The organism is Enterobacter sp. RIT418, from assembly GCF_003057745.1.
In the GTDB taxonomy this organism is placed as follows: Bacteria; Pseudomonadota; Gammaproteobacteria; order Enterobacterales; family Enterobacteriaceae; genus Enterobacter.
This window is the reverse complement of the sequence record NZ_QBJD02000004.1, coordinates 76,991-98,215: the sequence shown is the minus strand read 5'-3', so window position 1 is coordinate 98,215 and position 21,225 is coordinate 76,991. Positions and strand designations below refer to the sequence as shown.

19 protein-coding genes and 2 pseudogenes are annotated in these 21,225 nt (G+C 56.0%); 9 read left to right on the top strand and 12 right to left on the bottom strand.

Translation table 11 applies throughout. The features are described 5' to 3' along the window. The first annotated feature begins 2 nt into the window (after positions 1-2). Positions 3-1,544 (top strand): exopolyphosphatase, encoded by a 1,542-nt coding sequence (ppx, locus tag DBY73_RS05775; RefSeq protein WP_112010244.1) that lies wholly within the window; start codon positions 3-5, stop codon positions 1,542-1,544. A 4-nt stretch (positions 1,545-1,548) separates the two neighbouring features. Here the strand turns inward: ppx and DBY73_RS05770 are convergent, their stop codons facing one another. Further along, positions 1,549-3,789: an EAL domain-containing protein gene (locus DBY73_RS05770; RefSeq protein WP_112010243.1), complete on the bottom strand. Its 2,241-nt coding sequence runs from the start codon at positions 3,787-3,789 to the stop codon at positions 1,549-1,551. A gap of 348 nt (positions 3,790-4,137) precedes the next feature. On the opposite strand from DBY73_RS05770, the gene DBY73_RS05765 reads away from it, so the two are divergent. Further along, complete coding sequence (locus DBY73_RS05765) at positions 4,138-4,326, top strand: YfgG family protein (RefSeq protein ID WP_112010242.1); 189 nt, start codon at positions 4,138-4,140, stop codon at positions 4,324-4,326. On the opposite strand, the pseudogene DBY73_RS05760 reads toward DBY73_RS05765, so the two are convergent. Beyond that, positions 4,323-4,965: pseudogene (locus DBY73_RS05760) on the bottom strand (LysR family transcriptional regulator substrate-binding protein); the annotation flags it as partial. The gene DBY73_RS05765 and the pseudogene DBY73_RS05760 overlap by 4 nt on opposite strands. Between DBY73_RS05760 and DBY73_RS05755 the strand changes: the two are divergent. The 3 genes and pseudogenes from DBY73_RS05755 to DBY73_RS05745 all read left to right on the top strand — a co-directional run. Next, positions 4,962-5,438, top strand: a pseudogene (locus DBY73_RS05755) (MFS transporter); the annotation flags it as partial. The pseudogenes DBY73_RS05760 and DBY73_RS05755 sit on opposite strands and share 4 nt — an antisense overlap. Before the next feature lie 50 nt (positions 5,439-5,488). After that, on the top strand, positions 5,489-5,956 hold the full coding sequence (locus tag DBY73_RS05750) for a DUF6130 family protein (RefSeq protein WP_112010241.1): 468 nt from the start codon (positions 5,489-5,491) through the stop codon (positions 5,954-5,956). 11 nt (positions 5,957-5,967) lie between these two features. Further along, positions 5,968-6,702, top strand: a complete 735-nt coding sequence (locus DBY73_RS05745; RefSeq protein WP_112010240.1) for an alpha/beta hydrolase — start codon at positions 5,968-5,970, stop codon at positions 6,700-6,702. An 86-nt stretch (positions 6,703-6,788) separates the two neighbouring features. Here the strand turns inward: DBY73_RS05745 and DBY73_RS05740 are convergent, their stop codons facing one another. The 3 genes from DBY73_RS05740 to DBY73_RS05730 are packed head-to-tail and all read right to left on the bottom strand — an operon-like array spanning position 6,789 to position 8,506. Beyond that, positions 6,789-7,628 carry an MBL fold metallo-hydrolase gene (locus DBY73_RS05740; RefSeq protein ID WP_112010239.1) on the bottom strand — a complete coding sequence of 280 codons (840 nt, stop codon included), beginning with the start codon at positions 7,626-7,628 and terminating at the stop codon, positions 6,789-6,791. A 13-nt stretch (positions 7,629-7,641) separates the two neighbouring features. Further along, positions 7,642-7,968, bottom strand: a complete 327-nt coding sequence (locus DBY73_RS05735; protein ID WP_112010238.1) for a hypothetical protein — start codon at positions 7,966-7,968, stop codon at positions 7,642-7,644. Between the two features lie 4 nt (positions 7,969-7,972). After that, the gene (locus tag DBY73_RS05730; RefSeq protein WP_112010237.1) at positions 7,973-8,506 is read right to left on the bottom strand and encodes a sugar ABC transporter; all 534 of its coding nucleotides are present in this window, start codon (positions 8,504-8,506) and stop codon (positions 7,973-7,975) included. Between the two features lie 165 nt (positions 8,507-8,671). Here DBY73_RS05730 and DBY73_RS05725 point away from each other — a divergent pair, with 165 nt between their 5' ends. Further along, positions 8,672-9,562 carry a LysR substrate-binding domain-containing protein gene (locus tag DBY73_RS05725; protein ID WP_112010236.1) on the top strand — a complete coding sequence of 297 codons (891 nt, stop codon included), beginning with the start codon at positions 8,672-8,674 and terminating at the stop codon, positions 9,560-9,562. A gap of 97 nt (positions 9,563-9,659) precedes the next feature. Here DBY73_RS05725 and DBY73_RS05720 read toward each other — a convergent pair whose 3' ends face one another. From DBY73_RS05720 to guaB, 3 genes are all read right to left on the bottom strand, one after another. Next, positions 9,660-10,112 carry a GNAT family N-acetyltransferase gene (locus DBY73_RS05720; protein ID WP_112010415.1) on the bottom strand — a complete coding sequence of 151 codons (453 nt, stop codon included), beginning with the start codon at positions 10,110-10,112 and terminating at the stop codon, positions 9,660-9,662. A gap of 331 nt (positions 10,113-10,443) precedes the next feature. Then, positions 10,444-12,021, bottom strand: a complete 1,578-nt coding sequence (guaA, locus tag DBY73_RS05715; RefSeq protein WP_112010235.1) for a glutamine-hydrolyzing GMP synthase — start codon at positions 12,019-12,021, stop codon at positions 10,444-10,446. 68 nt (positions 12,022-12,089) lie between these two features. Continuing rightward, positions 12,090-13,556, bottom strand: a complete 1,467-nt coding sequence (gene guaB / locus DBY73_RS05710; protein WP_112010234.1) for an IMP dehydrogenase — start codon at positions 13,554-13,556, stop codon at positions 12,090-12,092. A 159-nt stretch (positions 13,557-13,715) separates the two neighbouring features. On the opposite strand from guaB, the gene xseA reads away from it, so the two are divergent. The 3 genes from xseA to DBY73_RS05695 are packed head-to-tail and all read left to right on the top strand — an operon-like array spanning position 13,716 to position 16,518. Further along, positions 13,716-15,089 carry an exodeoxyribonuclease VII large subunit gene (xseA, locus tag DBY73_RS05705; RefSeq protein ID WP_112010233.1) on the top strand — a complete coding sequence of 458 codons (1,374 nt, stop codon included), beginning with the start codon at positions 13,716-13,718 and terminating at the stop codon, positions 15,087-15,089. Between the two features lie 58 nt (positions 15,090-15,147). Next, on the top strand, positions 15,148-16,167 hold the full coding sequence (locus tag DBY73_RS05700; RefSeq protein ID WP_112010232.1) for a M4 family metallopeptidase: 1,020 nt from the start codon (positions 15,148-15,150) through the stop codon (positions 16,165-16,167). Beyond that, positions 16,168-16,518 carry a protealysin inhibitor emfourin gene (locus DBY73_RS05695; RefSeq protein WP_112010231.1) on the top strand — a complete coding sequence of 117 codons (351 nt, stop codon included), beginning with the start codon at positions 16,168-16,170 and terminating at the stop codon, positions 16,516-16,518. Here the strand turns inward: DBY73_RS05695 and DBY73_RS05690 are convergent. The 4 genes from DBY73_RS05690 to der form a co-directional block, all read right to left on the bottom strand. Then, the gene (locus tag DBY73_RS05690) at positions 16,515-16,736 is read right to left on the bottom strand and encodes a zinc ribbon domain-containing protein (RefSeq protein WP_112010230.1); all 222 of its coding nucleotides are present in this window, start codon (positions 16,734-16,736) and stop codon (positions 16,515-16,517) included. The genes DBY73_RS05695 and DBY73_RS05690 overlap by 4 nt on opposite strands. A gap of 48 nt (positions 16,737-16,784) precedes the next feature. Further along, entirely contained in the window at positions 16,785-17,813 is a 1,029-nt protein-coding gene (locus DBY73_RS05685; RefSeq protein WP_112010229.1) for a Gfo/Idh/MocA family oxidoreductase, read from the bottom strand. A 61-nt stretch (positions 17,814-17,874) separates the two neighbouring features. Further along, complete coding sequence (locus DBY73_RS05680) at positions 17,875-19,416, bottom strand: peptide MFS transporter (protein WP_112010228.1); 1,542 nt, start codon at positions 19,414-19,416, stop codon at positions 17,875-17,877. A 296-nt stretch (positions 19,417-19,712) separates the two neighbouring features. Continuing rightward, positions 19,713-21,185: a ribosome biogenesis GTPase Der gene (gene der / locus DBY73_RS05675; RefSeq protein WP_112010227.1), complete on the bottom strand. Its 1,473-nt coding sequence runs from the start codon at positions 21,183-21,185 to the stop codon at positions 19,713-19,715. Positions 21,186-21,225: the final 40 nt, after the last annotated feature.

The window sequence follows — 21,225 nt, the reverse complement described above, 5'->3', positions numbered from 1 at the left end:
CTATGCCGATAAATGATAACGCACCCCGCCCGCAGGAGTTTGCTGCGGTCGATCTAGGTTCTAACAGCTTCCACATGGTCATCGCCCGTGAGGTGGATGGCGCCATGCAGATCATCGGCCGCCTGAAGCAGCGCGTCCACCTGGCCGATGGCCTGGACGCGCGCGGCATGCTCAGCGAAGAGGCGATGGAGCGCGGCTTAAACTGCCTCTCGCTGTTTGCCGAGCGCCTGCAGGGGTTCTCACCGTCCAGCGTTTGCATCGTCGGCACGCACAGCCTGCGCCAGGCGCTGAACGCTGCCGAGTTTCTCAAGCGCGCGGAAAAGGTTATCCCCTACCCGATTGAGATCATCTCCGGCAACGAGGAAGCGCGCCTGATCTTTATGGGCGTTGAACATACTCAGCCTGAAAAAGGCCGCAAGCTGGTGATCGACATTGGAGGCGGATCGACGGAGTTGGTGATTGGCGAAGACTTCGAGCCGCGGCTGGTGGAAAGCCGCCGCATGGGCTGCGTCAGCTTCGCGCAAATGTACTTCCCGGGCGGCGCAATCACCCGCGAAAACTTCCAGCGCGCGCGCATGGCCGCGATCCAGAAACTGGAAAATCTGGCCTGGCAGTACCGCATTCAGGGTTGGAACGTCGCGCTGGGCGCATCGGGCTCCATTAAGGCTGCGCATGAAGTGCTGCTGGCGATGGGCGAAAAGGACGGGATCATTACCCCTGAACGCCTGGTGCTGCTTACCGAAGAAGTGCTCAAGCATAAAAGCTTCGATTCGCTGAGCCTGCCGGGGCTTTCCGAAGAGCGTAAATCCGTATTCGTACCGGGGCTGGCGATCCTCTGCGGCGTGTTTGACGCGCTGGCCATCAAGGAGCTGCGCCTCTCCGACGGCGCGCTGCGTGAGGGCGTGCTGTATGAGATGGAAGGCCGCTTCCGCCATCAGGACATTCGCAGCCGCACGGCGCAAAGCCTGGCGAACCAGTACAATATCGACCGCGAACAGGCGAAGCGCGTGCTGGAAACCACGGTGCAAATGTACGAGCAGTGGCAGGCGCAGAACCCCAAGCTTGACCATCCGCAGCTTGCCGCCCTGCTCAAATGGGCAGCCATGCTGCATGAGGTTGGCCTGAACATCAACCACAGCGGGATGCACCGCCATTCGGCGTATATCCTGCAAAACAGCGACCTGCCGGGCTTTAATCAGGAACAGCAGACCATGATGGCCACCCTGGTGCGCTACCACCGCAAGGCCATCAAGCTCGATGACCTGCCGCGCTTCACGCTGTTCAAGAAAAAACAGTTCCTGCCGCTCATTCAGCTACTGCGCCTCGGCGTGCTGCTTAACAACCAGCGTCAGGCCACGACCACGCCGCCGACGCTCAGGCTGAAAACGGACGACCACCACTGGACGCTGAGCTTCCCGCACGACTGGTTCAGCCAGAACGCGCTGGTCCTGCTGGATCTGGAAAAAGAGCAGCAGTACTGGGAAGCGGTGACCGGCTGGATGCTAAAAATCGAAGAAGAAAGCTCGCCGGAGGTGGCGGCTTAACGGCTCAAGCGTCCACCCGCGGCACCTGTTCTTCGAGAAGCGACTCCAGCTCAACCGGCTCGCCGATCAGATATCCCTGCACATAGTCGATACCCAGCGCATTCACCGCGCTGCGTATCTCTTCGCTTTCAACGTGCTCTGCCACCACCAGCATTTTCTTCATTCGCGCCAGATGGCAAATAGACGCCACGATCTGGTAATCCAGGCTGTTGCTCACGATATTGCGGATAAAGCAGCCGTCAATCTTGAGAATATCGGCATCCACGCTTTTCAACCGCGCGTAGCTGGCATAGCCGGTGCCAAAATCATCAATCGCGATAAGCACGCCCATTTTTTGCAACTGTTTTAGCGTCTGCGTCACCTGCTCAGTGCCGCCAAAAGAGCCGCACTCCGTTATTTCAAAAATGATCTGCCAGGCTTCAATGCCGTACTTCGTCAAAAGCCGCGCCACCTCCTGCGGGAACTGTGACCGACAAACCGTTGACGGAGCCAGATTGATCGCGAAACGCTGCGCGGGCAGACGTTCGCGGTGCGTTGCCAGGAACTGCAGCGCGCGCGCTATCACCCACAGATCCACGCGAGACGATAGGCCAAACTCCTGGGCTACGGGCAGAAAGCGATCGGGCGAGAGAAGTTCGCCCTGCTCGTCCGGCATCCGCAGCAGCACCTCATAATAACGATCGCCACGTAACCCGCTGACGGGCTGAACCTTGAGGGTGAATGCATCCTGGTCCAGCGCCCACTGCAGGCGATTCATCATCTCGATTTTGCTCTTAAGCGAGCGCTGCAGGTGCATGGCGCCGCGCTGCTGCAAGTTTTCCGGATGATGGGTGAAAAGCGACAGGTCGGCAATCACGCTCAGCTCGCCCAGCAGCAGGTGAAGGTGCTTCACCGGCGAACGTACATAGCAATAGCTCACGCCGACCTGCGGCTGGAGCGGCATGCCGTCCCAGATAAAACGAAACTGTTTAATGTGCGCGTCCAGCACCTCAATCCGCTCCTGGTGCGCTTCGGACGTCATGCGAATTGCCAGGTCGTACCCGGTCAGGTTGTAAACCCCCTCGTCCGGCCGCAGCGTTTTGTTTATCCACTCCGCCAGCTTTTGCTTGTAATGGATGCGCAGCAGGACGCCATAGTTATGCCCCAGCACTTCCAGCTCGGGAATGCGCAGCACGCACAGGGCTGACCAGGGCGATTTGCTCAGCGAACGAGTTAGCGCCCGCAGGTTAGGCATATGCAATACCGGGTCAAGCAGCGCCAGGTTACGGAAGCGAATATTTACCGCGCGCTGGCGCGTCGCCAGCATGGACATAAAAATGATCACGAACGAAAAGACCAGGTAGCTGGACGAGGTTATCGCGAGCTGAATGTCGTATCCCTGATTGACAGGAATATAGCGATAAAAATAGTGGATCGTCACCAGCAGCACCGGCGTCCAGATAAGCGACATCAGCCTATAGCCAAAGCGCATCGCGCCCCAAAGCATAACGGGCATGAGAAGCGACAGCGTGTAGTTGGTGCTGAAAATCGAGCTATTTTCATTCATCGGGAGCAGCAGCAGCGACAGCAATCCGCCCAAAATCGCGGTCCAAATCAGAAATTCCGCTACCGTGACTTTTTTGTCTATCTGCGCCCGAATCTGCGACACAACCGCTTTAAGATAACGCGGATGGCGAATCAGGCGGATGAGTAAATAGCTCAGCGGGACCGCCGTCAATCCGCTCACCAACAGCGCCTGATAGTTGATCAGGGTATAAATGTTCATGGGGTTCAGTCCCTGCAGGCTCCGGCGGCTGTCATAGATGCCCAGATAGGCCGCGAACTGGAAAAAGAGCAAGAACATCGTTGCAGGGCAGAGCACCTGCCAGAAAATACGCTGCCCCATAAGGCGCGCGTCACCGTAAGACACCCGGCTGCGTTTCGGGGCAAAGACGCGATACCCTCCCCAGCTGAGCACCACGGGGACAACGAAGTGAAGCACGCTTGCCAGCGTTTCAAACAGGCTGACGGCCGGGTAATAACGACAGAGCAGCGAAATGACAATCCCCGGCAGCGCCGCGAAGTCAAAAATCAGCATCATCGTCAGCAGAAACGAGAGCGGAAAATAATAGAGGATGACGGTACCTTCGCCCAGGCGGGTGTAGGTATTCGCCTCGCTAAGTATTGGTAGTAGCATGACGGGCAAAACAAGAGGAAGCGCCCACCAGCAATTTTTGTTGCGTTGCAGAAAAGAGATAATAGTCATAGATGCCCGGATTAGCCTTTTCTCTCCAGAGAGTAATTAAAGACAGGCATCCATCCTGACGCGCATGCGGTGCAGAGGAATGTGCCCAACCATGCAGGAGGAAGGATTTTAGTTATTGGTGGCGGGAATCCGTTGACCTAAATCAAATTAGGCTAATCGCTTAACGCTTTATTTCGCTTTTTTTATGCTCTTTTTCATATCCATCAGAGCGGTCAATATATATAAATCACTAATAAAATAATCAAATAGTTTGGATTGACGGTTTTTTACACATTCTGGAATTGACCCTTCCCCCATGCTGTGCCTTAATAGCCGCATCGCCCGGAAGGGTATACCCAGGAAAACAGAGTGAGCCAGACCACGCCTATGCGCAAACGACATCGATTTAACACTCGGATGACACGCATCATACTGCTCATCAGCTTTCTGTTTTTCTTTGGCCGCTTCGTTTATTCCTCCATTGGTGCCTGGTATCACCATCAGGACAAAATTCAGTCTCAGCAAACCAGCCTGACCGTCGAACCCCCTGAGCGCTAGCCCGCGTCGCGGTGCAGCAGCAGCCGTACAATACCCGCAATCCCTCTGCTGAGGATTTTATCCTGTCGCATCACGACGGCTAACTGCCGCGCAAGTACCGGTGTGAGTGAACGCACGCTTAGCCCCTCGCGGTCGGAGGGATGCGCCACCGACATGCCTGGCACAATGCTGTAGCCCAGGCCTGCACGCACCATTCGCTTGATCGCTTCAATACTGCCACGCTCCATTACCGGCACGATGGAAAGCCCGCTCGGGCGTCAGACCAGCAAAATCAGCCTGCTGCGAGGCGATAAAGACAAACTCTTCCTGAATCACCGGCATGACGTTAAGCGCCCGTCCGGCCACGGGCAGCGTCACCAGCCCCATATCAAGACGGTTTTCCTCCACGGCGCGGACAATGTCGCGCGTGTTGCCGGTCGTTACGCCGACGCTCAGCAGCGGATAATCGCTGCGCAACTGCTGCAGTAAAGGCGGCAGAAGATGAATGCACGCCGTTGCGCCCGTGCCCAGGGTAACCGTACCGCTCACCTCATGGCTGAGCGCGCTCACGGCGCGTATGGTTTCCTCCACGGTCTGCTCAATGCGTTCAGCCTGCACCAGCAAGGTGAGACCCGCTGGCGTCGCCTTGATGCCGCGCCCGGCTGATGGAGGTGCTGGCAGGCGGGCACTTAACGCCGATTAGGCTGACGCTTTTTACCGCCCTCGCCATGCCGGTCTGTTTTCTTATCGGCCTGAGCAGCTCCGCGTGTGCCTGGAGCGCAGCCGGGTTTGTGCTCGGCTATGGGGCGATTAACGGTTTGATGACCATCGTCAAAGCGACGCTGCCGCTTGAGCTGTTCAGCGCCGGGCGCTACGCCAGCCTCACGGGCTGGTTATTTATCCCAGGACAGCTGATGGCGGCAATGTCGCCGTTTGCCTATGCGTGGCTCAATAAAACGCTGGGTATTGCCGAAGCCATGTGGGTTTCATTGGGTCTGACGCTGTTGATTGCGGGGTTAGCCATCGCCCTCGCGCGCGGTACCGTCAGGCAAAATGTATCGCAACGTATCCCAAACGCGATGCTGACACGTCGGTACAAAAAGGCGCGTGCGGCAAACAGCCCGGACACATAGAAATGGTCTTCTGTGGCTGTCGCAGGATTAATCACAGAGGAGATACGCAGATGAGACGTGGATATTTACTGCTGCCTTTACTGGCGCTGGCATCGGTAGCCAGCGCTACAGCTTCATCGTTAAATGGGCTCAGCGCCGCGGATATTAACGGCCCGGCAGCCGTCGCCCCGCTGGAACACCCGCAGCCGCCCGCGAAGCTGATTGTCGACCCGCCGCTGGCGGGCCCGCTGAGCAAAGGGGCCGTCTTTATTCAGTACCGCACGGAAAACCTACGCATTGAGCCGGTGTTTGGCCCCGAGGCGTTAAAGGTATCCCCGAGAATTGGCCATATTCACGTCGTCGTTGACGATAATCCGTGGCACTGGGCCGATACCAGCGGCGAACCGGTGATTCTGGTGGGTCTGCCCGCAGGTAAGCACAAGGTGACGGTTATCATGGCCGACCCGACGCACAAACCCCTCGATCACAAAACCGTTGAATTTACCGTGCCGCCCCATGCGGCGATCCATCATTTCTAAGGAGAATGAAAATGAAAGCACTGTCTGTACTGACAGCAGGCCTGCTGGCGCTTTCGGCCAGCGCCTTTGCGGAGAATAAAACCAGCGTCGTGCTGGTACACGGCGCGTTCGCCGACGGCAGCAGCTGGAATAAAGTGATTGCCCAATTACAAAAACAGCATACGGAGGTAATTGCCGTACAGCTTCCCCTCACCTCACTAGAAGATGACGTAGCCGCCACCCGGCGCGCCATCGCCCGCGCGCACAGCGACGTGGTGCTGGTGGGCCACTCCTGGGGCGGCACGGTGATTAGCGAGGCGGGTAACGCTGCGCGGGTGAAATCGCTGGTGTACGTTGCCGCTTTTGCGCCGGATTCGGGCCAATCGACGGCGGATCTGGCCGGAAGCTATCCCGCACCGCCGGGCAGCGCGGGCATTGCTAAAACCGCGGACGGATATCTGTACCTGCCGCCAAAAGCGGTCCGCGAGGATTTTGCGCCCGATGCGAATACGGATGAGCAGCGCGCGATCGCAGCGACGCAGGGGCCGATTAAAGCCGATGCGTTCGTAGAGAAAATTACCCATGCGGCCTGGCATGATAAGCCGAGCTGGTTTGTGGTCAGCAAGAACGATCGGATGATCAATCCGGAGCTTGAGCGCGCGATGGCGCAGAAGATCAATGCAAAAACGTCGGAGGTTGCGGCAAGCCATGTCTCAATGGTGAGCCAGGCGGACGCGATTGCGAGAGTGATTGAACAAGCGGAGTAGAAAATAAAAAGCCCTCTGCATTGACAGAGGGTTGAGTGCGACGTTGAATGGTGCTGATCGATAACAAGCCCATCGGGTATTTCCATTCAATTCTCAGAGAATGAAATGCGGTATCCACTACCTACCCTGAGAATACTGCCAAACCCTGCCTCACCTAGGTGCATACCTGCAATAAGCATTTTTTTGCTGACAGCTTCTTCCATAATTTTCTTCCTTATTTCCTCGGCCTGAGCAGGATCGGTGTCGAATAAAATAGAAACATTCGGGTGCGCTGACTGAATCTGAGGATAATGGACGATGTCTCCCCATATTAATAAGCATTTATCATCCGCATCAATGCGAAACCCTGTATGCCCGGGCGTATGGCCTGGTAACCAGACTGGGAGAATACCTTCTGCAATGTTATCCCCGTCAAAAAAACGCAGGTTTTGCGCATAAGCGTGTAACGTTTGGCGGGCCAGCCAAAAATTACGTTGCCCGCGCTCATTCGCCATTTTTAGTTTTTTATCATCCTGCCAGTATTGCGCTTCAAGAGGATGAAGCATAATTTCAGCGTGCTGAAAAACTGGCTGTTTTTCAGGATCCAGCAGGCCGCCAATATGGTCCGGATGGCAGTGCGTCAATAAAACAGTATCGACCTCGTCAGGGCTTACCCCCGCTGCTGCAAGGTTTATGTTGAGTTGTCCCCCTTTATTGCTCAGCGGCCCTGCGCCAGCGTCGACCAAAATGATCCGACCCTGACCGCGGATCAGGTAGCAGTTTATATGGATATCGCCGGGCTCATCGAGCCCGGCGTCATATTGAATGACGTCCGCATCAGTTTTTTCAATGCCTGACAGTAAATCCAGGCTGGCTGACATCGTACCGTCACTCAGCGCCGTTATCTGAAAATCTCCAATCTGCCGGAACGGAAGGGAATGGCTCATCAATACCTCGGGATTAGTTGCGGGCGAATATGCGTTCTGCTGGGTATCCGAAGCAGCGAATACGTGTTGTCAGGCCGGAGGTCTGGTGAGTGGCGAGATCCAGTTCACGAATAAAGTTTTCCATCACCTCCTGTGTTCGTGATGTTGTCAGACGATAAAAGAGTTCGGCATATACCGGTTGCCCGCATCCCGGCTTTACATTGACAAAAATGATATGGACGTTTTTAAGTTCCGCACCAAGGATGTCACAGCAGAGGGCACTGCATTTATGGGTAAAATTGTTAAGATTTCTGAACTTGTCAGAGTGATTTTCAGAAATATAAAAGGTCAGATTAGGCATGATATTATGCCTCCCCTTTTAAAGCACTCTGCAACTGCGGTGTAAGAGGCTCGTAGAGGTACACCTTAGGCATATTCGCGATTAGCGCGCTAATTTCAACTGGCAAAATATAGGCAACGCGATATTCAGGGAATTTATCCAGCCCCACCGCACGTATTTCCAGCCCACGGTATCCCATTTCTTTATCTAAAAAGTCTATTGGCGTTGAGCTCAATAGCAGAATTTCATCAGAAGAGATGTCTGGAGCAAGGCCCTTAGCTTCATACAGGTTACGATGCCAGTCAGTAATGCAGTCCTGCCAACGAGCAAAATTACCACCTCCTTTTAAACGGTAATCATCACTGTTGAGAGTATCTGCATCTTTAACAGTATGAATGGCAAGGTAAACAGGGCAGCCGGATGTGACGGCACGAAAGCGTTGAGATGTTGTGAATCCAGTAACAGATATCAGTGCCGGTAATTTAAGCTGGTTGTAAAAAGCATTCCATTCTGCCTCGCTTTCAGAATCGTTATACGAACATTCCACGGTGTACCACATTAGTTCATCTCCACATGAGACATAGACGCAAGCAAAAATAGTTGCTCAATGATTTTTCATCATGCTACAAGCTAGCTATACGGCTTAAAATCGATAATAAATCACGGATTAGTGACATTAAGTCAATGATGACAGGCTAAAGACCTAGAACAAGGAACAGGTTTCATGCGCAGAAAAATACCCAGCAGTACGTCAATTCAGGCTTTTGAAGCCGCTGCAAGGCACGGTAATTTTGCCCGCGCTGCAGAGGAATTATCATTAACGGAAGGGGCTATTAGCCGTCAGATTGCGCGACTTGAGGCTTTGCTGAACTGTAAATTGTTCGATCGTGTAGGAAGCAGGGTAAAACTAAACCCTGTCGGCGCGCGCTATGCACACCACGTACGTGAAACGCTCGACAGGCTCGAAAGAGATACGCAGTACATAATGGGAATGCCGGAGGGTAGTACAAGTCTGGACATCGCCGTCCTGCCAACCTTTTCCAGCCGTTGGCTTATTCCTCGCCTTAACGGTTTTGCCACTTTATTCCCGGAGATAACGTTAAATATTGCGGCCAGAACGGATCCTTTTATTTTGCCTGGAAGCGGATTTGACGCCGTCATTCATTTTGAACATTCCGCTTGGGCAGGTATGCGTACGCAATTTCTGTTTCAGGAAAATCTGGTGCCTGTTTGTCATCCTGCACTGCTAACCAGTAACGACGTCACTCAACAGTTAAACGAACTGCCGCGGATTCACCGTCGACAGAACCCTGATGCCTGGCATCACTATGCCCAGGAGAGTGGAATTCTACTCGAGAATCCGGCTCAGGGAGTACGGTACGATCTTCATGAAATGGCCATCGCTGCCGTTATGGCGGGACAAGGCGTGGCATTGATACCACGCATGTATGTCGAGAATGAATTAAGCTGCGGCCAGCTTGCTTCGCCCTGGCCAGCTTCAGACAGGCTAAACAAAAGATTTTGTTTAGTACAACCGACGGAAACGGGAATAAATGAGGTTGCGCTGGAAAGCTTTAAAGGCTGGTTGCTTACTGAAATTAATCGCTCACATTGATCACCTAATACCGAACGATAATGTTACGTCCGGATCTTCAACCCAGTTAGCTTCTCCGCTTTATGCCAGAAGAGGACGTTCCTTCCGTTAAATGCAATCAATACAATGTTTTTGAGAAACAGACGGCTTCTTCTCTTCCTGCGTATGGGCCATAGTTATCAATACGCACATACCCATTTTTCTCATAAAAGCTAACGGCCCGGTGGTTGATATGTCGGGTTTCCAGTTTCAGTTCTCGATATCCCATTTGCTTTGCAGAGGTTTCCAGAAAAGTAAGTAATGCACTACCCACGCCAGGCTCACTTCGATCTGAAAACATTCTTTTAAGTTCAGCTATGTTTTGCGTTAATGGGCGGATTGCACCGCATCCTATTGCATCGCCATGTGCATTTTTTGCCAATGCCCATATTGCTTTGTCATTGTTCATAGCTTCAATGGTGAAGTTGGTTTTGCCACTATCGCCAGTAATAGCGGCAAGTTCTGCAGACAGCATCTCGATTAATCGATGAGATTCTAAAGAAAATGGATCTGATTTCTCTACTGCTATCATGATGATACCCACCAAAAGGAGTTCAACCAGAATATAGTACCTTGGTTGAAAAAGCATCATCTTAGAATAAGTAATGGGGAACCCTGATCCGTGGCTTTAGCTGGATATCGGTAAGCATACGCTCTCCGGAAACACCGTCAGAATTGACTAATTATTGTACGCATTGACTATAAAAGAACGTCTACTTTTTCAACGACCACGTCAAATTCACCGTCAGGAACTGTGCGCCACATAGAAAATTCATGAATGCACATAAATAAAAACCCTCTGTAAAAACAGAGGGTTGATTGCAGTTTTACCTGTTCATGAAAACTCAGGAAGGGTTATCGGCTTATTCCCACTCAATCGTTGCCGGTGGCTTACCGCTGATGTCATACACCACGCGGGAGATACCGTTCACTTCGTTGATGATGCGGTTGGACACGCGGCCCAGGAAGTCATACGGCAGGTGCGCCCAGTGGGCGGTCATGAAGTCGATGGTTTCGACCGCGCGCAGGGAGACAACCCAGTCGTACTTACGGCCATCGCCCATCACGCCAACGGAGCGAACCGGCAGGAACACGGTGAACGCCTGGCTCACCTTGTTGTACAGGTCAGCCTTGTGCAGCTCTTCGATGAAGATCGCGTCCGCGCGACGCAGCAGGTCACAGTACTCTTTCTTCACTTCGCCGAGCACGCGCACGCCCAGACCCGGGCCCGGGAACGGATGGCGGTAGAGCATGTCGTACGGCAGACCCAGCTCCAGGCCGATCTTGCGCACTTCGTCTTTGAACAGCTCGCGCAGCGGTTCAACCAGACCCATCTTCATCTCTTTCGGCAGGCCGCCCACGTTGTGGTGAGATTTAATGACGTGTGCTTTACCGGTGGCAGAAGCCGCGGATTCGATCACGTCCGGGTAGATGGTGCCCTGCGCCAGCCACTTCACGTCTTCCAGCTTCAGCGCTTCTTCGTCGAACACTTCCACGAACACGCGGCCGATGATTTTACGTTTGGCTTCAGGATCGTTCTCGCCCGCCAGCGCGTCCAGGAAGCGCTTTTCGCCTTCCACGTGAACGATGTTCAGACCGAAGTGGTCGCCGAACATGTCCATGACCTGCTGAGCTTCATTGAGGCGCAGCAGGCCGTTGTCCACGAAGACGCAGGTCAGGTTTTTGCCGATGGCGCGGTGCAGCAGCATCGCGGTGACGGAAGAGTCCACGCCGCCGGAGAGGCCGAGGATCACTTTGTCATTGCCAACCTGCTGGCGGATGCGCTCAACGGCGTCGTCGATGATTTTTGCCGGAGTCCACAGGGCTTCACACTGGCAGATGTCGCGCACGAAGCGCTCCAGCATGCGCATGCCCTGGCGGGTGTGGGTCACTTCCGGGTGGAACTGCACGCCGTAGAAGCGTTTTTCTTCGTTCGCCATGATGGCAAACGGGCAGCTCTCGGTGCTGGCAACGGTTACGAAGTCAGACGGGATGGCGGTGACTTTGTCGCCGTGGCTCATCCACACGTCCAGCAGCGGTTTGCCGTCTGCGGTCAGGGAGTCTTCGATGCCGCGCACCAGCGCGCTGTCGGTCACCACCTCAACCTGCGCATAGCCGAACTCGCGTTCGTTAGAGCCTTCTACGTGGCCGCCGAGCTGCATCGCCATGGTCTGCATGCCGTAGCACACGCCGAAGACCGGCACGCCCGCTTCGAAAACGTACTGCGGCGCGCGCGGGCTGTTCTCTTCGGTGGTGCTTTCCGGGCCGCCGGAAAGGATAATACCGCTTGGATTAAATTCGCGGATCTGAGCTTCCGTGACATCCCACGCCCACAGCTCGCAGTAAACGCCCAGCTCACGCACGCGGCGCGCCACCAGCTGAGTGTATTGAGAACCGAAATCAAGGATGAGGATGCGATGTTTATGAATGTTTTCCGTCATTGACGCTAATTCCGAGGCAAGTGAAACAGATTAAATAAATCGCCCGACGCGAGGTCGGGCGAAGAAAATCAGGAGCCCAAACGATAGTTCGGGGACTCTTTGGTGATCGTCACGTCGTGAACGTGGCTTTCCTGGATACCCGCACCGCTGATGCGTACGAACTCCGCTTTAGTACGCAGCAGGTCAATGGTACCACAGCCGGTCAGGCCCATGCAGGAGCGCAGGCCGCCCATCTGCTGGTGGATGATCTCCTTCAGGCGGCCTTTATAGGCAACGCGGCCTTCGATACCTTCCGGCACCAGCTTGTCGGCAGCGTTATCGGTCTGGAAGTAACGGTCGGAGGAGCCTTTGGACATCGCGCCCAGGGAGCCCATGCCGCGGTAAGATTTATAAGAACGCCCCTGATAGAGTTCGATTTCGCCCGGGGATTCTTCAGTACCGGCCAGCATGGAGCCTACCATCACGGCCGCTGCGCCTGCGGCGATAGCCTTAGCGATATCACCTGAGAAGCGAATCCCGCCGTCAGCGATAACTGGAATGCCGGTGCCTTCCAGCGCTTCTACCGCGTCAGACACGGCGGTGATCTGCGGAACGCCTACGCCGGTGACGATACGGGTGGTACAGATAGAGCCAGGGCCGATACCCACCTTCACCGCGCTGCAGCCGGCTTCCGCCAGCGCGCGCGCGCCTGCGCCCGTCGCCACGTTGCCGCCGATAATTTGCAGGTCAGGATATTTTGCGCGGGTTTCACGAATGCGCTGCAGTACGCCTTCGGAGTGGCCGTGAGAGGAGTCAATCAGCAGCACGTCAACGCCCGCCGCAACCAGCGCGTCTACACGCTCTTCGTTACCTGCGCCCGCACCAACCGCCGCGCCCACGCGCAGACGTCCATGCTCGTCTTTACAGGCGTTCGGCTTACGTTCTGCTTTCTGGAAATCTTTAACGGTGATCATGCCGCGCAGGTGGAAGCTGCTGTCGACAACCAGCGCCTTCTCAACGCGTTTTTCGTGCATTTTGGCCAGCACCACGTCGCGGGTTTCGCCTTCGCGAACGGTCACCAGACGCTCTTTCGGGGTCATGTAGACGCTGACCGGCTGGTTCAGGTCGGTCACGAAACGCACGTCGCGGCCGGTGATGATGCCCACCAGCTCGTTCTCTTCGGTCACAACCGGGTAGCCGGCAAAGCCGTTACGCTCGGTCAGGGCCTTCACTTCGTGCAGGGTAGTGGTTGGCAGAACGGTCTGCGGGTCGGACACGATGCCGGATTCATGTTTTTTCACGCGGCGGACTTCTTCCGCCTGGCGCTCGATAGACATGTTTTTGTGAATAAAGCCGATGCCACCTTCCTGTGCCAGGGCAATCGCCAGGCGCGCTTCGGTCACGGTGTCCATTGCCGCAGAGAGCATAGGAATGTTCAGGCGAATGGTTTTCGTCAACTGCGTGCTGAGATCGGCAGTATTCGGCAGAACGGTGGAGTGAGCGGGAACGAGGAGGACGTCGTCAAACGTCAGTGCTTCTTTAGCGATACGTAGCATGGGCAATATCTCTGACCTGGGTGGTTAAATATTGCCGTGGCATTATACAGAGCGTAACCGATTGCATCTACACTTTTTTGCAAAAAATGCTTGCGCTCCCCTCAGGGCAGGTTACTATCGACTGAATAACCTGCTGATTTAGAATTTGATCTCGCTCACATGTTACCCTCTCAATCCCCCTCAATTTATACCGTTAGCCGCCTTAACCAGACGGTGCGTTTGCTGCTTGAGCAGGAAATGGGGCAGGTCTGGATCAGCGGTGAGATTTCAAACTTCACGCAGCCCTCGTCCGGGCACTGGTACTTTACCTTAAAAGACGACACCGCCCAGGTACGCTGCGCCATGTTCCGCAACAGCAACCGCCGCGTGACGTTTCGCCCCCAGCACGGCCAGCAGGTTCTGGTTCGCGCCAATATCACTCTGTATGAACCGCGCGGCGATTATCAAATCATCATCGAGAGCATGCAGCCTGCGGGCGAAGGCCTGCTGCAGCAGAAGTATGAACAGCTGAAAGCGAAGCTCTTCCAAGAGGGCTTGTTCGACCAGCAGTATAAAAAGCCCCTGCCCTCTCCTGCCCACTGCGTTGGGGTTATCACCTCAAAAACCGGTGCGGCACTGCATGATATTTTGCACGTCCTCAAGCGTCGCGATCCTTCCCTGCCCGTCATCATCTACCCGACTGCCGTCCAGGGCGACGATGCGCCGGGCCAGATCGTGCGAGCCATCGAACTGGCTAACGCCCGCCAGGAGTGCGACGTGTTAATCGTCGGGCGCGGCGGCGGTTCGCTGGAAGACCTGTGGAGCTTCAACGACGAGCGCGTGGCGCGGGCGATCTTTGCAAGTCAGATCCCCGTGGTGAGCGCCGTCGGGCATGAAACGGACGTGACGATCGCGGACTTTGTCGCGGACCAGCGCGCGCCAACGCCGTCCGCGGCGGCTGAAGTGGTCAGCCGCAACCAGCTGGAGCTGCTGCGCCAGATGCAAAACGGCCAGCAGCGTCTTGAAATGGCGATGGACTATTTCCTCGCCAACCGCACCCGCCGCTTTACCCAGCTTCATCATCGCCTTCAGCAGCAGCACCCGCAGCTGCGCCTGGCCCGCCAGCAAACCGTGCTGGAGCGCCTGCGTCAGCGGATGAACTTCGCGCTGGACAGCCAGCTTAAGCGCGCGGCCTCGCGCCAGCAGCGCGTGACGCAGCGCCTAAACCAGCAGAACCCTCAGCCGAAAATTTATCGCGCCCAGACGCGCATTCAGCAGCTCGAGTACCGCCTGGCGGAAAATATCCGCGCCCGGTTGAGCACCACCCGCGAACGCTTTGGCAATGCGGTAACCCATCTGGAGGCCGTCAGCCCCCTCTCCACCCTGGCGCGCGGCTATAGCGTGACCACGGCGACGGACGGCAACGTGCTGAAGCAAACGAAGCAGGTTAAAGCGGGTGACCTGCTCACCACGCGCCTGTCGGACGGCTGGGTGGAAAGCGAAGTAAAATCAATTAAACCGGTAAAAAAGACGCGTCAGCGTAAAACCGGATAATACTTCGCCGGTTAATTACTATACTGCTGCTATTCCCTTTTTTAATAAGGAGAGCAGCATGCCCCATCTTCACAGCGTTATCCCCCCCTATATTCTTCGTCGAATCATTGAAGCCGGCTCAGAGCCGCAGCAGCGCTGCGCGCGCCAGACCTTAACCCACGTTCAGACCCTGATGGCCCATATGCCGGGCAAACCCGCCGCGCCGCACGTCAACAAAGCCGGCCAGCTGGAGCGCGACATCTACGATGCGAAGCAAACCCAGGAACTGCCGGGCACGCAGGTGCGCTATGAGGGCCAGCCGTCCAGCGGCGACGTGGCGGTGGATGAAGCCTACGACTATCTGGGCATTACGCACGATTTTTTCTGGAAAGAATACCAGCGCGATTCACTCGACAATAAGGGGCTGATTCTGACCGGCACCGTCCACTACGGGCGCGAGTACCAGAACGCCTTCTGGAACGGCCAGCAGATGGTGTTCGGCGACGGAGACGGTGAGATTTTTAACCGCTTTACGATCGCTATCGACGTTGTCGCGCATGAGCTAAGCCACGGCGTCACCGAGACGGAAGCCGGGCTAATCTATTTCGAACAGTCTGGCGCGCTGAACGAATCGCTGTCGGACGTGTTTGGCTCGCTGGTCAAGCAGTACCATCTCAAGCAAACCGCCGATAAGGCCGACTGGCTGATTGGTGAAGGGCTGCTGGCCGCGGGAATTAACGGCAAAGGGCTGCGCTCGATGTCTGAGCCCGGCACCGCCTACGACGATCCGCTGCTTGGCAAAGACCCGCAGCCGGGGCATATGAAGGACTTTATTAAAACGCGCGAGGACAACGGCGGCGTGCATCTGAACTCCGGCATCCCCAACCGGGCATTTTATCTCGCCGCGACGGCGATCGGCGGCTACGCCTGGGAAAAAGCCGGTTATGCCTGGTACGACACGGTTTGCGATCGCAATCTGGCGCAGGATGCGGATTTTGATGCCTTCGCAAAACTGACGATAGCGCACGGAGAGAAACGCTCCGGTAGCGACGTTGGGGCGGCCATAAAACACGCCTGGGAACAGGTGGGAGTGCTTTAAATGCAAGTTCCAGAACTGACGGATGACGCCGTGGTTGAGCTGGCCCGGGAAGGCGGCGTCGCGTTTATTCCTAAGCTGAGCGGTCAGCGCACCATCGCGCTGTCCTCGCTCAATGAGGCCCAGCGCCAGCGCCTGGTGAGCATCCTGGAGCAGGCGTTTCCACGCGGCCAGACGCCCGGGCAAGCGACGTCACCCGGCAGCGGTGACCAGCGCTATTACCGCATCCAGATTATCTGGACCGGGCAGAATCAGGCTCATTATGCCGATATCATCGTGCTGGTGCCGGAGCAGGAAGCACCCGAGTCGCTGGTCGAGCTGTGGCAAAAAGGCGAAGGCTGCGTCTGCGATTAGGCGTCGGGCAGCGCAAACTCTACGCGTTTCTTAGAGATCAGCCCGTGGCCGTTCTGGCAGAAATAGTCCACCGCGCCGCAGGCTTTTAGCACCTGAAGCGGCTGGTGGCACTCCGGACAGCGCGCTTCAAGCGCATAATCGTTGTTGCACCGTTCGCAGTGCGCCGCGCCGTTTTGAGGCTCAAGCGCTGCGCGGCATTCCGGGCAGGTGATGGCCATGGAAGCTCCTTTGCTTAGCTGTAATGCGCCGATCTTAACACGCTGTGCTCAGTGCGGACCACGAAGCTGTTGCTGCAGGGTGAGCAGCAGCTCGACCTCCTGAATCCTGCGCTGCGTCGCCCTGCTCACCTCATGAGGACCACGCTCGAAAAGGCTATGGTTCCCAAAAACAGCCTCGGTCAGGCAGCGCGCATAAATCGTTCCTGGAATAGACCTGCGTTGGAGTTTACCGTCCGCGCTATGCTCGAGCAGGTCCTCTGTACCACGCCGATCGTAATTAATGATGTCCCCGCTGCGCAGGTATATTCGCAGCCCCTTTTGCCCGCCGGCCGGCCCCGCATATTTATTAAGCCAGATGTTCACGGGCACGCCGCTAATCTGCCCCTGAAGATGCGCCTCGCCCTCTGCGGTGACGACATCCCCTTTTGCAATCTCACGTCCCAACCTGTCTTTGGCGGCCACAGCACGCAGCGCCATGTCGTCACTGCCGCCGATGAGATGCAGCGTTTCCCGCAGCATTGCCAGCACGTGGGTGCCAACATCCAGAATGACGCCATCTGGGTGACGAAGCGTGCGCGTGTCCGGCTCGCCGGTGGCAAAGTTGAGCGCAACGGGTTCTCCCGCAGCGTTAAGCCCGCTCGGCTCCTGCAGAAATCCGTCGATTTTGACGATATCTGACGCCCCATCGATATAGGTCGCCGCCTGCGTTCGGGCCATCCAGTGGTCGAGCGCCAGCACGCGGGATGCCGCGCCCGGCGCAGCCAGCAGCAGTTTAAGCCGCTGGATCTGGGAAAGCGTGGCGACGACGGGTTTCTCCACCACGATGCGCGGAACAGCGGATTGTAGCACCTGCTCCAGGACGCCAAGATGCTGAAGGGATGCGGTGGTGATAAAGAGGATATCAAGCGGTTGAGCGAGCAGCTCGGGGAGTGAAGCGCAGCGCGCGATGCCTGCAGGCTGCCGCGCGGGCTGAACGTCGAAGCCCGTACAGCGTAGCGCGTCGCCAAAAATCGTTCTCAGGGCGGGCAGGTATGCGGTTTCGACCACCGCGCCAAGCCCAATAAATCCTGTCAGCATATTCCACCTCGGAGATTGCATTGCCGGAGAATCATGCCCGCCCCGGCAATGCCGAGGTTTATCAGGCGTTAGCTACCGGCTTCGTCTGCACATTTTCCAGCATGCGGCGAACCGGAACAATGAGGACGATCAGGACGGCCGCACAGATCAGCAGCGCGATGGAGCAGCGCGCGAAGAGATCCGGCAGCATATCCAGCTGGTCCGCCTTAACATGGCCGCCAATCAGGCCAGCGGCCAGGTTGCCCAGCGCGCTTGCGCAGAACCATAGCCCCATCATCTGGCCGCGCATTCTTTCCGGCGCCAGCAGGGTCATGGTCGCCAGACCAATCGGGCTCAGGCACAGCTCGCCGAGCGTCAGCATCAGGATACTACCCACCAGCCAGAACGGCGAAACGCCCGCGCCGCCGTTAGCCAGCACGTTCTGGGCAGCCATCATCATGATGCCAAAGCCCGCGGCCGCGCACAGAATGCCGATGACGAACTTGGTAATGCTGCTTGGGCGAATGTTCATGGTCGCCAGCTTCGGCCAGGCCCAGCTGAATACCGGCGCCAGCAGGATGATGAACAGCGCGTTGATCGACTGGAACCATACGGCAGGGATTTCAAAATCGCCAATCATGCGGTTAGTGTAGTCGTTGGCGAACAGGTTGAACGAGGTCGGCTTCTGCTCGAACGCGGACCAGAAGAACGCGGCGGAAATCAGCAGGATAAAGCAGACCAGCAGCCTGGCGCGCTCTTTGCGGTTCAGGCCAGCAAAAATAAACAGATAGACAAAATAGAGGGCAACGGAGCCCGCAATCACATAAACCAGCACGCTGGCAACCGCAACCGGGTTTATCACAATCACGCCCTGTGCGATCAGCGTAACGATAATGGCCACGCCCGCGGCCAGCGCCAGCAGCCAGGCACCCACGCCGCGGCGCTTCACAACCGGGCTGTTCCAGGTGGAGTCCAGGCCCACTTCGCTGTCGTAGCGCTTCATCGACGGAACGGCAAACACGCGGAAGATGATCAGCGCCACCAGCATCCCGATGCCGCCGATACCAAAGCCCCAGTGCCAGCCGTGGGTTTTAATCAGCCAGCCGGAGATCAGCGGCGCAATGAAAGACCCCATGTTGATGCCCATGTAAAACAGCGAGAAACCGCCGTCGCGACGCGCATCGCCTTTTTTGTACAGCGTGCCCACCATGACCGAGATACAGGTTTTGAACAGGCCGGAACCGAGCACGATAAACATCAGCCCGATGAAGAACAGGTTGTCGCCCATGAAGGCCGAGAGCGCAATCGACAGGTGGCCGAGCGCGATCAGAATCGAGCCGTACCAGACCGCCTTCTGCTGTCCAAGCCAGTTGTCCGCCAGCCAGCCGCCCGGCAGCGCCGCGAGGTACATCGTACCCGCGAAGATACCGACAATCGCCGAAGCGTTTTCACGCGCCAGCCCCATCCCGCCGTCATACACGGTGGCCGCCATAAACAGGATCAGCAGCGGGCGAATGCCGTAAAACGAGAAACGCTCCCACATTTCGGTAAAGAACAGCGAACCGAGGGGATACGGATGGCCGAAGAACGTTCGGCTTTCTTTTTGATTAACAGAGGATTGCATAATTCTCCCGAAGGTATGTGTCGTGCTTGTAAACACCGGCATGTACGCCGATCAGTTACGTATCTGATCGATTTTTTTACATGCGGCGAAAATTGGTTAACCATTTGATAACCGGACGCTAGTTTTGTCTAGTACCGGACCCTGGACTTTAAGACGAAAATTCGACGATTGTCTACTTTCTTAGATTTAAACATGGTTAAAAATGAATAGTGATTGACATCACACAGAGAAAATCGGCGGCGTGAGAGACAAAAAAAACCCGCGACATGCGCGGGTTTTAGGGAAGTCAGCAATGATTATTTGCTTTTCTTAATGTGCTTAATCAAACGCTTACGCTTACGCATCTGGTTTGGCGTCAGGGTATTGCGCTTGTTGGCAAACGGGTTTTCCCCTTCCTTGAACTGGATGCGGATAGGCGTACCCATCACGTCCAGCGACTTGCGGAAGTAGTTCATCAGGTAACGCTTATAGGAATCCGGCAGATCCTTAACCTGGTTACCGTGGATCACGACGATTGGCGGGTTATAACCTCCGGCGTGAGCGTATTTCAGCTTCACGCGGCGACCGCGCACCAGAGGCGGCTGGTGGTCTTCTGCGGCCATGTTCATGATGCGCGTTAACATCGCGGTGCTCTGACGACGGGTGGAGCTGTCATAGGCTTCACGGACGGATTCAAACAGGTTGCCGACGCCGCTGCCGTGCAGCGCAGAGATGAAGTGCACGCGGGCAAAGTCGATAAAGCCCAGACGGAAGTCCAGCGTCTCTTTTACCTGCTCTCTCACTTCGTTGCTCAGGCCGTCCCACTTGTTGACGACGATAACCAGTGAGCGCCCACTATTAAGGATAAAGCCGAGCAGAGAGAGATCCTGATCGGAGATACCTTCACGCGCGTCGATAACCAGCATCACTACGTTGGCATCTTCAATCGCCTGCAGGGTTTTAATAACGGAGAATTTTTCCACCACGTCGGTGATTTTCCCGCGCTTACGCACGCCCGCGGTGTCGATAAGCACGTATTCACGCTCATCGCGCTGCATTGGAATGTAGATGCTGTCACGCGTGGTGCCCGGCATGTCGTACACCACGACGCGGTCTTCGCCGAGAATACGGTTAGTAAGCGTAGACTTACCTACGTTTGGACGACCAACAATCGCCAGCTTGATCGGCAGATCCTGCGGGTTAAAGGTGTCTTCAGGCTCTTCCTCGCCCTCTTCACCGGCCTCGAACTGCGCCCAGTACTCTGCGTCTTCGTCCACTTCTTCCGGCGGGTTCACTTCGTCAACCCACGGCAGCAGTACGGTTTCAAGCAGGCTGGTCACGCCGCGGCCGTGAGACGCCGCGATAGGGTAGATGTCACCCAAGCCTAAAGACCAGAAGTCAGCCACGGCCTGATCGGCATCAATGCCGTCAGTTTTGTTCGCCACCAGGAAAGTTGGCTTTTCACGCGAGCGCAGATGTTTAGCGATCGCCGAGTCAGCTGGCATCAGGCCAGCGCGGGCATCCACCATAAACAGAACCACGTCTGCTTCTTCGATAGCCAGCAGTGATTGTTCCGCCATGCGGGTTTCAACGCCGTCTTCTGTTCCATCAATACCGCCGGTATCGATACAGATAAACTCGCGACCTTCCACCTCTGCACGACCGTACTTACGGTCACGCGTCAGCCCCGGGAAATCCGCAACCAGCGCATCACGGGTGCGTGTTAAACGGTTAAAAAGAGTGGATTTTCCAACGTTAGGGCGCCCGACAAGCGCGACCACAGGTACCATGTTTGAAGCCTCATAAAATTCAATATCACGTCGCTATCGC